The sequence below is a fragment of the Geotalea uraniireducens genome (assembly GCF_027943965.1).
In the GTDB taxonomy this organism is placed as follows: Bacteria; Desulfobacterota; Desulfuromonadia; order Geobacterales; family Geobacteraceae; genus Geobacter; species Geobacter uraniireducens.
This window is the reverse complement of the sequence record NZ_AP027151.1, coordinates 19,243-34,840: the sequence shown is the minus strand read 5'-3', so window position 1 is coordinate 34,840 and position 15,598 is coordinate 19,243. Positions and strand designations below refer to the sequence as shown.

The window sequence follows — 15,598 nt, the reverse complement described above, 5'->3', positions numbered from 1 at the left end:
ACGCCACTATGCAGGCCTCTCGCCGGCTACTACAGGAAGGCGGCAAACACCCGATTCGACAGGAGCAGACCATGGTCCGTCAACCGCATTTTCCCGTGCTCCAGACTGAGCAGGCCACACTCCGCGAGCCGGTCGATGACAGTCCCGTAAACAGCGCCGAGCGGAGTGCCGAACTCTTCCCGAAAACGCTCGATGAGAATCCCCTCGCGCATCCGGAGCCCGAGAAACAGCCATTCGGCCATGGCTTCCCGCTCCGTCAGCCGGACCAGCCCCTCCTCGGCAAACCGGCCGGCGCCGAGTGCCTGCCGATAATCGGCCAGGGACTCGTGATTCTGCCACCGGCACCCGGGAGCCGGACTGCGGAAAAATGAGTGCGCCCCGACACCGAGGCCGAGATAATCACCCCGCTGCCAGTACACCTGATTATGTCGCGAACGATAGCCGGGCCGGGCAAAGTTGGAAATCTCGTAGTGGTCATATCCGGCCCCGGTCAACAGCTCCATCGTCATTTCGAACATTCGCGCCGACTCTTCCTCTTCCGGCAGGACAAGAGTTCCTGCTTCGACCAGACGGGCAAACGGCGTCCCTTCCTCGACCGTCAGCCCATAGGCCGAGACATGATCAGGCGCCAGCTGGAGAGCCCGGAGCAATTCGCTCCGCCAATGGCGACAATCCTGCCCAGGCAGTGAATGGATCAAATCGATGCCCAGGTTGGCGAAACCTGCCGCCCTAGCGGCATCGACAGCATTCCGCGCATCCCGGCACGTATGAATCCGACCGAGTTTCTCCAGCATTCGGTCGTCGAGGGACTGCACCCCGAGCGACAACCGGTTCACCCCGGCCGTCCGGTAGGCAGCCAGCGACTCGGCCGTCACAGTCCCGGGATTGGCCTCCAGCGTAACCTCGGCATCATCAGCCACGGCAAGGAGGCGAAAGACGGCCGTCAGGAAACGGTTGATCAGCGGCGGCGCCAAGAGGGACGGCGTGCCGCCACCGAAATAGATGGTCGCCACCCGGAAGTCCCGGAGCAGCGCCGCCGACCGCAACTCCAGCTCGGTGACCAAGAGCGATACATATTCCTCGAACTCGAGAAGGGGGGTCGCCGTAGAGACGAAGGAACAATAACCACACTTCCGAACGCAAAACGGCACATGGATATAGAGAGATAGCGGCATAGGCATTGACCTTCGCATGATACGCCAGCCGTCCGGTGAAAGTCCAAACATCTTTTATTGAAAATATACTGACTTATCGCTACACTGGCAAAGATTGCGCCGCAACGTCACCTACCCGGAGGGCTGTCGATGAAACGTACCGTCAAGGCCGGAGCAGTTCAGTTCACCATCAGGCTTGGCGATGTGGATGCCAACGTGGAATATGTCCAGGGAGCGCTGCGGCGGCTTGCCGATCAGGGATGTAATCTGGCCGTCCTGCCGGAGATGTGGAGCACTGGCTACGCATACAAGGAATTGAATGAGCTGGCCACGCGGACGCCGGGGATTGTCGAGGAGTTGGGGCGACTTTCCCGCGAGCTGGAAATGGTCATCGTCGGCAGCCTGCCGGAACCGAACGGGCCGCGGGTCTGCAACACGGCTTACGTGATGGACCGGGGGGTGCTGCTCGGCAAGTACCGCAAGATCCACCTTTTCTCGCTGCTCGGTGAAGATCGGGCTTTTGACGGTGGCGACAGCCGTCTGCTGGTGGATACCCATCTTGGACGGCTCGGCGTTTTCATCTGCTACGACCTGCGCTTCCCCGAACTGGCACGCCGACTGGCGGTGGATGGGGCCGAAATCCTCGTAGTGCCGGCCGAATGGCCGAAACCGCGCGAAGAGCACTGGCGCACCCTCCTGAGAGCACGGGCGATCGAAAACCAGCTGTTCATCGTGGCCGCCAACTGTTGCGGCGTTCAGGGAAAGCTCGACTTCTTCGGCGCCAGCCTGATTATCGATCCCAAGGGGGAACTGTTAGCCGACGGCGGGTACGACGCCGGCGAACCCTCGGCCATGCTCGATTTTGCGGTCATGGAAACCTGGCGCCAGCAGATTCCCTGCTTCGTCGACCGCAAACCGGATTTTTATTAACCTGACCGCTTCCACCCCCGGAATACGGTATTGACTTGCCTGACCGCCGGGGCTATTGTTCATCGTCTAAAATCAATCAATTCGGAGGTTTCACCGTGACGCTCTTTGCCGGAACCGGTTTGGTCGTCAAGCTGGTACTTGTCATCCTTGTTTTTTTCTCCGTTGTCTCCTGGGCTATCATTTTCTTCAAGGTCCTACAGGTGCACCGTGCCAACAACGAATCGGAACGCTTCCTCGATTTTTTCTGGAAAACCAAGCGGTTCGACGCCATTAACGCACAACTGGACCGCTTCACCAATTCACCGCTCAGCGTCCTGTTCAACGAGGGCTACAGCGAATTGAAACGCCTCGTGGAGCGGGGGGACCAGCGGGACGAGCCGGATGTGATCAGCACCGACCTGGGCGGAATCGACAACATTGCCCGCGCGCTGCGCCGCGCCACGACCTCCGAAATCACCCGCCTGGAGAAATATGTAACTTTTCTCGCCACCACCGGTTCGACCGCGCCGTTCATCGGCCTGTTCGGCACGGTCTGGGGAATCATGACCGCCTTCAAGGGGATCGGCGAAAGCGGCTCCGCTTCTCTGGCCGTTGTCGCTCCGGGGATCGCCGAGGCACTGATTGCCACCGCCATCGGCCTGGTGGCGGCAATTCCCGCGGTCGTCGGCTATAATCACTTTCAACACAAGATCAAGGTGCTCATTGCGGTGATGGACAATTTTTCGACCGAATTCCTCAACATCGTCCAGCGGACGTTTGCCCGGAAATAAGGAGAAACCATGGAAGTCGGCAGCAGAAGCAACGGCGACCGCAGCACCATGTCGCAGATCAATGTTACGCCGCTGGTTGACGTCATGCTGGTGCTCCTGGTGATCTTCATGGTCACGGCGCCGATGATGCAGCAGGGGGTCCAGGTAAACCTGCCGAAAGCGGAAACCAAGGCCATGAGTACTCAGGATGAGGCGGTGGTCGTTTCGATCAAGCAGGATGGTAAAGTCTACGTCAACAGCACCGAAGTCGCGCCGGGAGACCTACAGGCCAAACTCACCTCCATGGTGGCCAACCGAGCCAAGAAGGAGGTCTTCCTCAAGGCCGACCGTGATGTCCCCTATGGCCAGGTGGTAACCACCATGGCCGAGATCAAAGGTGCCGGCATCGAACGTCTCGGCATGGTTACCGAGCCTGCGCAGAGGAAATGACCTACGTTGATACCCGTAGAGATGGCGGCCTTGGGTGGAGTTTCGGCATTTCGGCCGCCATTCATCTCAGCCTGGCGGCAGCGATCCTGTTCGGGCACTTCTCCTCCCCTACCTATACGGAAGCCCCCATCTACTATGTCGATGTGGTAAATCTTCCCGTGGCGGCCCCCCGGGCCGGCCGTCCGGCAGTCGATGCCGGCTCGCCCGCGGCACCGACCGCACCACCGCAGAGTTCCCAGGAGATGGCGCTCCCCCGAAAAAGCTCCCGGCCTGCGGCGTCACGGCAGCCGACAGCGGCAAAAGCTGCAACGGGGGCGGAAACCTCCAAGGAGTTCGAGGACCGTCTGGCCGGGTTACGAGACGCCGTCGACGCACACCATCAGGAAGCGGCGCTCGACGCCCTGCGGAAAAAGCTGACCAATTCCCGAACCGCCGCGACCCCCGGCATGCCTGGGGCGACCGGCACCCAGACAGGAAGCGATTACGGCAGCTACATTCAATCCCGCTTGAAGGACGCGTTCCACTACACCATCGCCTACCAGAGCAAAGCGCCGGCAGTTTTTGTCAGGCTGACCATTGACGGTAGCGGCCATGTCGTCGGACAGCATATCGAGCAGTCCACCGGCGACCGGATTTTCGAAGACTCGGTGCTCAAAGCGATTGTCCGCGCCGAAAAGACTTTTCCGCCGCCACCGAGCGGCAGAGAAACCGAAATCGGTTTCGTCTTCAGACCCCAGGGAGTGGGAAAAAAATGAAATTCTCCATCCTTCGTGCTACATGCGTGCTGCTGCTTTTGTGCGGGCTACAGTTCCCACTGTATGCCCAGCAATCCTATCGAGAAGTTACGGCCACCGGTACGAACAAGCTTACCCTGGCCGTTGATGCCCCCCGCAATCTTGGCGGCAGTACCGACGACCCGCTGGCGAACGAAGTTGCCGATGTCCTCCGCTTCGACATGACCATTGCCGGCCCATTTACCGTGGCCGCCGGTTCAGCCAAGGCGGCCGCCACCGGGATCAGGCCCGGCGACTTCGACTTCGCTCCCTGGCAGAGCGCTGGCGTTGATTTATTGGTAAAAAGCGGCTATTCGATTTCCGGGGATAATGTCACCTGTGAGTTTCGCCTCTACAATGTCACCCAGGGCAAAGAGTTGCTGGCAAAGCGGTATAGCGGCAGGAAGCAGGACGTCCGGCGCATCGCCCACACCTTTTCCGACGATATCCTGGAAACGCTGACCGGTATTCGTGGCCCCTTTACCGGGAAAATCGCCTTTATTTCCAAGGTTACCGGCAACAAAGAGATTTACCTGATGGACTATGACGGTCATCACGTCCAGCGTCTGACCAGAAATGGCTCCATCAACCTGGACCCCGATTTTTCCCCCAGCGGCCGGGAGATCATCTATACTTCATACCGGCGCGGCAACCCCGACCTTTACCGGCGCGAGCTCTTCTCCGGCAAGGAAGCTCTCGTATCGGCCCGTCAGGGTCTTAACGTCACCGGCGCCTGGTCACCGGACGGTCAGGAGATCGCGCTCACGCTCAGCAAGGATGGCAATTCTGAAATCTATGCCATTTCTCGCGATGGCAAAATGATCAAGCGCTTGACTCACTCGAGCGCCATCGAGGTTTCTCCCGCCTGGTCGCCGGACGGCAAGCAGCTCGCCTTTGTATCGGACCGGCTCGGCAAGCCGCAGATTTTTATCATGAACGCAGACGGCTCCAATGTCCGGCGGCTGACGACCAATGGCGCCTACAATGTATCCCCCCGCTGGTCGCCACGCGGCGATCAGATTGCTTACTGTCGACAGGAAGGCGGTTTCCAGATCTACACCATCAGCCCCGACGGCAGCAACGACACTCGATTGACTACCCAGGGCAGCAACGAACACCCGCGCTGGTCACCGGACGGCCGGTTCATCGTCTTCAGCTCCACCAGGGATGGCGGTCATGCAATCTACCTCATGCGTGCCGACGGCAGCGGGCAGACCAGAATTTCGCAGGGGAAACATGATGACACCCACCCGACCTGGTCATACCATTGGTAATGCTGCACCTCTTGTCATCGCCTCGCACGTCGGCCGATGAATATTGAAAATGCTTGTCGATTATATATAATTGTCCCTGTTCCGGACGTCGTTGCCCGCTGCCGATCCGGTCAGCCTTACAACAAAGGAGGGAAATGAATGCGCACTCGTACCTTGGGATTGATAGTCTTGCTTTGTGGCAGCCTGATCTACACCGCCGGTTGCGCCAAGAAAGAGATGGTTAAGACGGAAGAGCCACTGCCCCAGGCTGCCGTAACCCAGCCGACCCCTGTACCGGCCCCCGCTCCGGCGGCAAAGACCGAAGTGCCTGCCCAGCAGATCGCGGAAGCTCCCGTCTCTGCCGAACCGACCCAGGAACCGCTCAAGACCCAGGCGGCAGAGGAAACTCTTGAGAGAATCCACTTCGACTTCGATTCCTATGTCCTTTCGCAACAGGCCCGCGATATCCTGACCCGTGATGCGGAAGCGCTGCTGAAAAAAATGCCGACCGTCAAGGTCAGCATTGAAGGGCATTGTGACGAACGCGGCTCCGACGAATACAACCTCGCTTTGGGCGAAAAACGGGCTAAGGCGGCACAAAGCTACCTGGTCGCGCTCGGCGTTCCTGCCGGGCGCCTTTCGACCATCAGCTACGGCAAGGAGAAACCCCTCGACCCCGGCCACAACGAAGCTGCCTGGGCCATGAACAGACGAGCGGAATTCGTTATCGTAAAATAGCTGAAACGACGGGAACCGGCAACGGTTCCCGTTATGTTATCCAATTTCCGGTCAAGGCGACCGGCGGAGGGCCGATGAAAATTGCGAAGCTGTTTTGTGTAATTGCCTTGCTCACTCTGGCAGGCTGTGCGACGCGAAGCGATCTTGACGTTGTCCAGCGCGACAACGAAGAGTTAAAGAGCCGTCTTTTCCAGCTGGAAAAGGATTTGAACGGCGTCAAGACTGAAGCGCGGGCAAGTGTCGAAGGGACTTTGAAGGATTTCCAGACCGAACGGGAGACAGAGCGCAAGGGTCTGGCCGACATGCAGGCCTCAATGGATGGGATGAAGGTCGACACGCAAGTCCTGGCGGGGAAAATCGACGATCTTTCGATTGCCGCGAAGAAGCCCGCCGAAGATGTCGCTCTCTTGCGTGACGATCTGGAGCGGCGCTTGACGGGAATCGAACAGCGGCTTGGCAAGGTCGAGACAGGATTGGATGACGCGGTCAAGAAAATTACCGCTCTTGAAGCTGCCCGTGCCCAGGAAGCGCAGACCCCCGAGGCGCTCTACCAGAAGGGGCTTGATACTTACCGCGCCGGCGATTTCCCGACCGCCCGCGATACATTCAACAAGTTCCTGGAGCTCTATCCCAAGAACGATCTGGCGGCCAATGCCCATTATTGGGTCGGCGAAACCTACTACAGCGAGAAGAAATACGAGCAGGCCATCCTCGAATTTCAGAACGTCATCAAGAACTATCCAGGAAAGGAGAAAGTACCGGCCGCCATGTTCAAGCAGGCGGTTTCCTTTGCTGAAATCGGCGACAACAAGAGTGCCCGGTACGTACTGAGGAAACTGATCGAAGACTACCCCGCCTCGGAAGAAGCCAAGCGAGCAAAAGAGAAACTGAAAGAGCTGAAATGACAAAAGGCGGGGTAACCCCGCCTTTTTTTCTGGAATCAGTGGCTCACTACCCGATCTTCCGCTCCGGCTCACCGTGAGCATCGCCGGATTTCACCTCCGCCGCCTTCGGCGGATTCTGCTCCGTCGCCTGCTCTTCGTAAGCCTTCACTTCCGCCGCCAGATCACGTGGCGCCGACACACCAGCGGCATCTGCCGGATCTTTTGCCGCCTTGTCCTTCTCGTCAAGATTGCGCACCTCTTCCGCCAGATTCCGTTGGAAATCGTCGGAGGCCCGCTTGAACTCCGCCAGCCCCTTACCGAGGGAACGGGCGATATCCGGCAGCTTTTGCGGCCCGATCACGATCAGAGCGATCACAAGAATGACTATCAATTCCGGCATCCCAATACCGAACATGTTTCCTCCGTAGCACGCCGAACGGCGCCGGGATGCGCTGGCACAGCAGGCAATCCGGTTATTCCAACGCCTATAATGGAGAAATAATAGATGTCTTGCAGGGTTATGTCAAGCACGGCATCTCCGGGATGCCGCAAAGGGTTTGACAGAGACCCGACCCTTGTTCTACTATCTCAGCATTTCGCGTCGTATACGGCGCTTTGGTCAAGGGAGAGCGTCTGATGCACGCCGATGATCTCAAACAGGAAATCAGGAAACTCCTCAAACAACGCAACGCAGTGCTTCTCGCCCACAATTATATGCGCGACGAAGTCCAGGAAATTGCCGATATCACCGGCGATTCGCTTGCCCTTTCGCAGGAAGCCGCAAAAACGGCCGCCGACGTCATCGTTTTCTGCGGCGTCCATTTCATGGCCGAATCTGCGTCCATTCTCTCACCGGAAAAAACGGTCCTTCTTCCCCGGCTTGATGCCGGCTGCCCCATGGCCGACATGGTTACCGTGCCACAGTTACTCGACCTGAAGAATCAGCACCCCGGCGTACCGGTCGTTACCTACGTCAATTCATCGGCTGCGGTCAAGGCGGTGAGCGACATCTGCTGCACGTCCGCCAACGCCGTGAAAGTGGTCAACTCCCTCCCGGACCCCGAAGTAATTTTTGTCCCGGACCGAAACCTGGGACAATTCGTGGCAAAGCATTCCAGCAAAGTCTTTCACTTCTGGGACGGTTATTGCCCGACCCACGAGCGGCTGAAGGCCGATGACATTATCCGGCTGAAGAAGGAAAATCCGGACGCGCTCTTCATCTGCCATCCGGAGTGCAATCCGGCGGTCTCGGCGCTGGCCGACCATGTCTGCTCCACCAGCGGCATGTATGATTTTTGTCGTTCCTCGTCGGCCCAGCGCTTCATCATCGGTACGGAGGCAGGTATCCTCTATCGGCTGCGCCAGGAAAATCCCGGCAAAGAGTTCCTCCTCGCCTCGCCGGCATTGGTCTGCCCCAATATGAAGCTCACCTCGCTGGAGGATGTTCTGCAGGCGCTGCAAACCCTGTCACCAGTGGTCAAGGTGCCGTTAGAAACCGCAATTCCGGCAAAGCGGGCCTTGGATCGGATGATTGCGATCCCCCGAGACTGACCGGCTCGACCGGCAGCAGGCGGTCGGCACCCTGCTGTCACTGCGGATTGGTGGAATGCTATGATCCGTACCTTTAAGGGAAACACCCCTTCGATAGACCGGAGCGTCTTTATCGCCGAGACGGCAGCGGTCATCGGCGATGTGATCATCGGCCCGGATAGCAGCATCTGGTACAACGTGGTGATCCGGGGGGATGTCAACAGCATCCGGATCGGCTGTCGGACTAACATCCAGGACCTTTGCCTATTGCACGTAACTCACCGGGATGGCCCTGACGTCCCGGGTGCGCCACTCATCATCGGCGATGACGTAACAGTCGGCCACCACGTGACCCTCCATGGCTGCGCCATCGGCAACGGGGCATTTATCGGCATGCAGGCACTGGTGATGGACTACGCCGTGATCGGCGAAGGCGCACTCATCGGTGCCGGATCGCTGGTTACCGAAGGAACGGTTGTCCCGCCGCACACTCTCTGGCTCGGCGCTCCGGCCAGATATCGGCGGAAACTCATTCCGGCAGAAATCGAACGGCTCAAGCGGTCAGCCGAAGCATACGTCGGCTATGCGCGCCAGTATCTGTCCGGTCAGCCCTGATGGTCAAAAAAAAGCCGGCTCCGTACGGACGGAACCGGCCTGAAATTTCACGGCACATGCGAGCGAATCAGAACATGATCGGTCGCACCCACCAACCCTTTCGCCCCACGGGGGCCTGTCCGCCTCCCTCGGCCGTTTTCACAAGTGCGGGAGGCTCTTTCCTCTCGCCGGTTGCTACAACAGTACCTTCCTGACGAAGCGGACGATCAAGCACCGCCTCGGTAAAAACACTCCCCCACAGCTTGGCATTTACAAGTCGCGCGCCGCGGAAATTGGCACAGACGGCATAAACTCCCGTCAAATCAGCACCGTCAAGATTTGCATTCTGCAGGTTAGTTTTGAAGAGTCCGGCTCCTGCCAGATTAGCCCCTTGCAGACTCGTTCCCCGCAGGTCAGCCATCTCCAGCGCTGCACCACGAAGATCGGCTCGGTCAAGAATTGCCCCGCCCAGGTCGGCATGGTACAGATCGGCACCGACCAGCGAAACGCCTCGCAAATCGAGCCGTGCCAGATTCATTCCCCGCAGATTCGCCCCCGCCAGATTCCGTGTGGAACGGATGATCTCACGAAGCTGCTCCGGGCTGGGCCGCCAGCCGGGAGTTTGCTCGGCAACCACCGGTGCAGGGGGCGTCAGCACAGTAATGACGGGCGGTTTCGCCGCAGGAGCAGGCGTAGTCACTTTCGCCGCGACGACTGCCGCCCGGGCCGGTTTCGCGTTTTTAGCCATCCGACTTTTGCTCCTGCCCTTTCGATGTGCGACGATTCCCCGACGTGCGACCAACTTGACATACTCCGCGTATGGCAATGGCTTCCTCACTACGGCAGCGACCGCGGGGTCCAGTTCCTGTTTCGCTGCGGCGTGCTCCTTCGCAACGGCAAAATCCCCGCCGCCGGCAATCGCCAGGATCAGAACACTTCCATACAGCCATCTACCCTTTATCATGCAGCCCTTCCTTTTCCAGCGGAAAAACATGGTCCCTGGACACCAGGATAGCACCCTATTTTCCCTTATCGGCTACATGGGCTCATTCTTGAGAACTTTCACACCCCGGAGGGAATCGACACCCGGTGCACTGGCGAAAACGACCGCCGCCGGTTGGCTGATGGCCCGGCTGCTTCCGACAGCTGCACCCCACGGATGGCAAGCTGGGCATCGCGCCTCGCTTCAACCAGCACAAGCCCCTGGCGCTCCACCGTAAACTGCCCGCCGGCTTCGACAAGGTGGTCGGTCGCGTCTCCTTCCTGCGTTATCCAGAGCACACCAGCAAGGCAGGCAATAATCGCGCCGCGGGCATCGCCTTCAAGCCTTACGGTCTCATCCCGGTCAAGATTGATCGTCATCGTCCCCCCCTGTGACCGTCATCATATTTACGCTTGCAGGATACGGGGTTTTCCAGGATAATAACAGATACACACCAACAACTCTGTTACCATAACAGTTGCCACTTTTATAAACTGTACTCTACCAAGAACAGCTCAATTGTATCTATTCCCATTCCCATCCCGGAGGTAAACTCACTCCATGAGAATGTCCTCGCCATCGACAGTTGCAAAAACGCCTCTCTATGAGACGGTCGCATCGCGGATCGCCCAGTCGATTACTGAGGGCACGTTCCGCCCCGGTGACAAAATCCCGTCGGTTCGGACTCTGAGCCGTCAGTTCCAGGTAAGTCTCACCACGGTCCTGGAGGCGTACACCCTCCTGGAAGACCGGGGGTTGATCGATGCCAGGCCCCAATCGGGATATTACGTTCGGGCCCGGTTCCCGGTCGTTACTCCCGAACCGGGAATCTCTGCCCCGCAACTCAGCCCGACCGGGGTCAGCACTGGCGAACTGGCAATGCTGGTGTTGCGCGACACTCGCAATCCCGATCTCGTTCCGCTCGGCGCCGCCATTCCCAACCCGGCACTCCTCCCCGTCGAACGGCTCAACCGGATGCTCGCCACTGAGTCGCGCCGCCACGGAATTGCCAGCGTTTCCTATGAAATTCCGCCCGGCTGTGAAAAGCTGCGAGTCCAGATTGCCCAACGGATGCTAACCGCCGGCTGTGCTGTCTCGCCGGACCGGTTGGTAACCACCTCCGGCTGTGTTGAAGCCGTCGTTCTGTCATTGCGCGCCATCTGTCGACCCGGTGATACCGTAGCGGTTGAATCGCCCGTGTACTACAATTTTCTCCAGGCAATCGACCTGCTCGACCTCCGCGCGCTGGAAATCCCCTCTCACCCCCGGCACGGGATGAGCCTCGACGCTCTCCGCTACGCTCTCGATCACAATCCGATCCGGGCGTGCATGGTAATCGCCAATTTCAACAATCCGCTCGGCAGCCTGATGCCGGACGAGTACAAGAAAGAACTGGTCGAACTGCTGGTTGCACGGGATATCCCCCTCATTGAGGACGATATTTACGGCGATCTCAGCTTCGCTCCCAACCGCCCGCGCATGGCCAAGGCTTACGACCGCTCGGGAATGGTACTCCTCTGCTCATCCTTTTCAAAAACACTCGCCCCTGGCTACCGGGTAGGCTGGGTAGCGCCGGGTCGGTTCCAAACGGAGATCGAGCGGCTGAAGGGAATTACCAACATTGCCACCTCCACCCCGCCACAACTGGCTGTGGCGGAATTCCTGGCCAACGGCGGTTACGATCACCATGTCCGGCGGATTCGCCGGGTTTATGCCCGGCAGATGGTACAGATGGCTGAAGCGGTCGGCCGCACCTTCCCTGCCGGAACGCGTGTCACCCGTCCCGAAGGAGGATTTGTGCTCTGGGTAGAGTGCCCGCCGACCGTCGATTCCCTGCTCCTTTACGAGCAGGCGCTTCGGGCGGGGATCACCATTGCCCCTGGGCCGATCTTTTCCGCTACCGGCAAATATCGGAATTGCATCCGGCTCAATGCCGCCTATTGGGACGAGCGGGTCGAGAACGCCATCTCCACCCTTGGCCAGTTGGCTGCCGCCATGTCGTAACGGTAGATTAAGCGCACCATTTCTGCTATCCTTTCAACTAATGTCTGATCAGCGCTTCCTTCCTGACCCATTACCTTCATGACTGTTGCCGACTCCACACTCATACGCCGCCTGGCCAACGCCCTTGAGGACGAGAATGCCCGGCTGGCCCTTCCGGGGCTCAAAGGCTCGGCTGCCGCGTACCTGCTGGCGAGGCTGCAGGCCGAATCCCGGCGCACCCTCCTGATAGTCGCCCCCGACAGCGACCGGGCCGGCGAAATTCATGCCGAACTGCAATTCTTCGCCGGCCCGGTCGGCGAAATCCTGTATTTTCCCGCCTGGGACACTGCCCCGTTCGAAAAGGCCTCTCCCCATGCAGACATAACCGGCCAACGTCTCGACACGCTGCGCCGCCTGCTCGATCGTCGCCCGTCGGCGGTTGTCACGACAGTGGAGGCGCTACGCCAGAAGGTATTGCCGCGGACCTTGTTCGACCGAAGTTCCCTCTATTTCCTGCCCGGGGAAGAAAGCAATCGCGACGAGCTGCTGACCAAGCTTGTCACCCTCGGGTACCTACATGTCCCCCTAGTCGAGGACCGCGGCACATTTGCCGTGCGCGGCGGGATTGTCGATATTTTCCCGCCAGGCTTCGACCAGCCGGTCAGGATTGAATTTTTTGGGGACTTCGTCGACACGATTCGCACCTTCGACCCGCTCAGCCAGCGCTCTCTGATTCCGTTAGAGGAACTCTTGCTCCTCCCCTCGCGGGAACTTCTCCTCTCCCCCGATGTCATCCAAGCCGCGGCACCGCGGCTGAAACAGCGCTGCGACGACCTGGAGATATCCCCCCTTGCCCGCCGGGAACTGCTGGAACAGTTACAAAGCGGCCTATGCCCTGCCGGGGTCGAGTACCTGCTGCCACTTTTCCAGCCGACGCTGGAAACCCTTTTCGACTACGCGGCGGACACGGTCAAGGTACTGATCGACCCCGAGGCAATCACCGCCGCCCAGCAACACTTCGACAATGAACTGGAGACGGCGGCGGCCCGGGCGCAGGACCGAGGCGACCTTTTCCCGGAACCGGCAACCCTCTTTCTGGCTGCCGCGGAAACTGACGACCAGCTCAAAAGAAGCCGGGTCGTCACAATCCCCCATCTCGCGCTGACAATAACCGACCGCAACGAAGAACGCATCGAGATAACCAGTGCAGATAATGCCGACCTGAAAGTAGGGCTGTCGGCCGACAGCGAGGGGGTCCTGAAACCGCTGGTCGAACGTTTCAGCGCCTGGCTCAACGAGCGGGAACGGCTCATCATTGCCTGCCACCAGCGCGGGCAGGCTCAGCGTCTCTACGAACTGCTGGCCCACTACCCCATCCCGCTGGCCATTTCCGAGCGGAGTTTCGCCGAAGAACGGGAACGTGACGACGGCAAGATCGCGATCGTCATCGGCGGTATCTCCCGCGGGTTCCGACTTCCCGCCGGCAAACTGATTGTCGTTACCGAGGAGGAGCTGTTCGGTCGCCGGGTGAAGCGCCGCGGCATCTCGGAGCTGCGCAAAAAGCAGCTGATGACGTCACTGGCCGAGTTGAAGCCAGGCGACTACATGGTGCACCTCGACCACGGCATCGGCATCTATCGCGGCTTGGTACATCTCTCCTTCGACACCTACGCCAGCGACTTCCTGCTGCTGGAGTACGCCGGCGCCGACAAGCTCTATCTGCCGATTGACCGGCTCAACCTGGTCCAACGCTATGTCGGCGCCGAAGGTCTCGAACCGAAGGTAGACAAGCTCGGCGGCACTTCTTGGGAAAAGTCCAAGGCACGGGCAAGGATTGCGGTCCAGGAAATGGCGGAAGAGCTGTTGAAGATTTATGCTGCCCGGCATGTTCACGAAGGACATGCCTTTTCCCTCCCCGACGAGCTCTACCGCGAATTCGAGGCCTCCTTTGCCTACGAGGAAACCTCGGATCAGCTGGCAGCCATTGGCGACATGCTGGGCGACATGACCGCGCCGAAACCGATGGACCGCCTGGTGTGCGGCGACGTCGGCTACGGCAAGACCGAAGTGGCGATGCGTGGCGCATTCAAGGCGGTAATGGATGGCAAGCAGGTGGCAGTGCTAGTTCCCACCACCATCCTTGCCCAGCAGCATCTTGAAACGTTCAGGGCCCGCTTTGCCGCATATCCGGTTACCATTGAGATGCTCTCCCGCTTCCGTACCGCCAAGGAGCAGAAAGCCATCCTCGAGCAGGTGAAGAAGGGGACCATCGACGTCATCATCGGCACGCACCGCCTGCTGCAGAGCGACGTGACCTTCAAGGATCTGGGCCTGCTGATCATCGACGAAGAGCAACGCTTCGGAGTTACCCACAAGGAGCGGCTCAAGAAATACCGGGCAGTCGTCGACATCCTCACCCTGACCGCGACCCCGATTCCGCGCACGCTTTACATGTCACTGATGGGGATCCGCGATCTTTCCATCATCGATACCCCCCCGGTGGATCGGCTGGCAGTCAAGAGTTTCGTCGCCCGGGCCGCCGATGAGCTGATCCGCGAGGCGGTCATCCGCGAGCTGCGGCGCGGCGGCCAGGTTTTCTTCGTCCATAATCGGGTACAGTCGATCATGAATTGGGCCGAGCATCTGCACCGCATCGTTCCAGAAGCCAAAATTGCCGTGGCTCATGGGCAGATGGAGGAAGGCGAGCTGGAAAAAGTGATGCTCGGCTTCATGCACGGAGAAACCAATCTGCTGCTCTGCACCACCATCATCGAGTCTGGCCTCGACATCCCCAATGCCAACACCCTGATCGTCGATCGTGCGGACACCTTCGGCCTTGCCCAGCTCTATCAGCTGCGCGGGCGGGTAGGACGTTCCAAGCAGCGGGCCTATGCCTATTTCCTCATTCCCGGCGAGGGGGCGATTTCCGCCGACGCCCGCGAACGGCTCAAGGTCATCCAGGAGTTGACCGAGTTAGGGGCCGGCTTCCGCCTGGCCACCCACGACCTTGAAATTCGCGGGGCCGGCGACCTGTTGGGGGCCAAGCAGTCGGGAAACATCGCCACGGTCGGCTTCGACCTCTACACCGAGCTTCTTGAGGAGGCAGTCCAGCGACTTAAAGGTGAGGAACCGGTTGAAAAGATCGAACCGGAGATCAATCTCCGTATTCCAGCCTTCATCCCCGAGGATTACGTTCGGGAGCCGAACCAGCGGCTTATCATCTACAAGAAACTCACTCAGGCGACGGCCGAGACGGAAGTGGATGAAGTGCTCGAAGAACTGGTCGACCGTTTCGGCAAGCTCCCGCTTGCCGCTTCCTATCTGCTTGAGGTGATGAAGCTGCGAGTCCTCTTCAAGAATTTGCTGATCCGGACCGCGGAATGCGATGGCCGACGGCTGACCTTTTCCTTTCACCAGAAGACTTCCGTTTCTCCCGATGCAATCATTGGACTTATCAGAAATAACGGCAAACGCTATCAGTTCACTCCCGATTACCGGCTCGTCGCCGAGCTTGCCGACAGCTCATTCGAGGGGATCCTGGCAGAGGCCAGAAATCTCTTGAAAAGGCTGGTTTGATA

Annotated in this window: 15 protein-coding genes; 11 read left to right on the top strand and 4 right to left on the bottom strand. The window is 59.2% G+C overall.

The window, feature by feature from the left end:
• Positions 1–29: 29 nt before the first annotated feature.
• Positions 30–1,175 carry a radical SAM family heme chaperone HemW gene (gene hemW, locus QMN23_RS00175; RefSeq protein WP_282001059.1) on the bottom strand — a complete coding sequence of 382 codons (1,146 nt, stop codon included), beginning with the start codon at positions 1,173–1,175 and terminating at the stop codon, positions 30–32.
• Positions 1,176–1,304: 129 nt separating this feature from the next.
• Here hemW and QMN23_RS00170 point away from each other — a divergent pair, with 129 nt between their 5' ends.
• From QMN23_RS00170 to ybgF, 7 genes are all read left to right on the top strand, one after another.
• Complete coding sequence (locus QMN23_RS00170) at positions 1,305–2,084, top strand: carbon-nitrogen family hydrolase (RefSeq protein ID WP_282001058.1); 780 nt, start codon at positions 1,305–1,307, stop codon at positions 2,082–2,084.
• Positions 2,085–2,179: 95 nt separating this feature from the next.
• Complete coding sequence (gene tolQ / locus QMN23_RS00165) at positions 2,180–2,854, top strand: protein TolQ (RefSeq protein ID WP_282001057.1); 675 nt, start codon at positions 2,180–2,182, stop codon at positions 2,852–2,854.
• 9 nt (positions 2,855–2,863) lie between these two features.
• A complete protein-coding gene (tolR, locus tag QMN23_RS00160; RefSeq protein WP_282001056.1) occupies positions 2,864–3,283 on the top strand; it encodes a protein TolR in 420 nt (139 codons plus the stop codon).
• The gene (locus QMN23_RS00155) at positions 3,280–4,038 is read left to right on the top strand and encodes an energy transducer TonB (protein ID WP_282001055.1); all 759 of its coding nucleotides are present in this window, start codon (positions 3,280–3,282) and stop codon (positions 4,036–4,038) included. Before tolR ends, QMN23_RS00155 begins: the two co-directional genes overlap by 4 nt.
• Positions 4,035–5,330 (top strand): Tol-Pal system beta propeller repeat protein TolB, encoded by a 1,296-nt coding sequence (tolB, locus tag QMN23_RS00150; RefSeq protein WP_282001054.1) that lies wholly within the window; start codon positions 4,035–4,037, stop codon positions 5,328–5,330. The genes QMN23_RS00155 and tolB overlap by 4 nt, the downstream gene beginning before the upstream one ends.
• Positions 5,331–5,468: 138 nt before the next feature.
• Positions 5,469–6,047: a peptidoglycan-associated lipoprotein Pal gene (pal, locus tag QMN23_RS00145; protein WP_282001053.1), complete on the top strand. Its 579-nt coding sequence runs from the start codon at positions 5,469–5,471 to the stop codon at positions 6,045–6,047.
• Between the two features lie 74 nt (positions 6,048–6,121).
• Complete coding sequence (ybgF, locus tag QMN23_RS00140; RefSeq protein WP_282001052.1) at positions 6,122–6,952, top strand: tol-pal system protein YbgF; 831 nt, start codon at positions 6,122–6,124, stop codon at positions 6,950–6,952.
• Between the two features lie 46 nt (positions 6,953–6,998).
• Here the strand turns inward: ybgF and QMN23_RS00135 are convergent, their stop codons facing one another.
• Positions 6,999–7,346 (bottom strand): TatA/E family twin arginine-targeting protein translocase, encoded by a 348-nt coding sequence (locus tag QMN23_RS00135; RefSeq protein ID WP_282001051.1) that lies wholly within the window; start codon positions 7,344–7,346, stop codon positions 6,999–7,001.
• A 221-nt stretch (positions 7,347–7,567) separates the two neighbouring features.
• On the opposite strand from QMN23_RS00135, the gene nadA reads away from it, so the two are divergent.
• Both nadA and QMN23_RS00125 read left to right on the top strand, forming a co-directional pair.
• The gene (nadA, locus tag QMN23_RS00130) at positions 7,568–8,482 is read left to right on the top strand and encodes a quinolinate synthase NadA (RefSeq protein ID WP_282001050.1); all 915 of its coding nucleotides are present in this window, start codon (positions 7,568–7,570) and stop codon (positions 8,480–8,482) included.
• Between the two features lie 60 nt (positions 8,483–8,542).
• A complete protein-coding gene (locus QMN23_RS00125) occupies positions 8,543–9,076 on the top strand; it encodes a gamma carbonic anhydrase family protein (protein ID WP_282001049.1) in 534 nt (177 codons plus the stop codon).
• Between the two features lie 67 nt (positions 9,077–9,143).
• On the opposite strand, the gene QMN23_RS00120 is transcribed toward QMN23_RS00125, so the two are convergent.
• Entirely contained in the window at positions 9,144–9,803 is a 660-nt protein-coding gene (locus QMN23_RS00120) for a pentapeptide repeat-containing protein (protein ID WP_282001048.1), read from the bottom strand.
• A gap of 314 nt (positions 9,804–10,117) precedes the next feature.
• On the bottom strand, positions 10,118–10,417 hold the full coding sequence (locus QMN23_RS00115; RefSeq protein WP_282001047.1) for a DUF2917 domain-containing protein: 300 nt from the start codon (positions 10,415–10,417) through the stop codon (positions 10,118–10,120).
• 181 nt (positions 10,418–10,598) lie between these two features.
• Between QMN23_RS00115 and QMN23_RS00110 the strand changes: the two genes are divergently transcribed.
• Together QMN23_RS00110 and mfd are read left to right on the top strand one after the other, a co-directional pair.
• Positions 10,599–12,041, top strand: coding sequence for a PLP-dependent aminotransferase family protein (locus tag QMN23_RS00110; RefSeq protein ID WP_282001046.1), 1,443 nt, complete (start codon positions 10,599–10,601; stop codon positions 12,039–12,041).
• 78 nt (positions 12,042–12,119) lie between these two features.
• The gene (mfd, locus tag QMN23_RS00105) at positions 12,120–15,596 is read left to right on the top strand and encodes a transcription-repair coupling factor (protein ID WP_282001045.1); all 3,477 of its coding nucleotides are present in this window, start codon (positions 12,120–12,122) and stop codon (positions 15,594–15,596) included.
• Positions 15,597–15,598 lie beyond the last annotated feature (2 nt).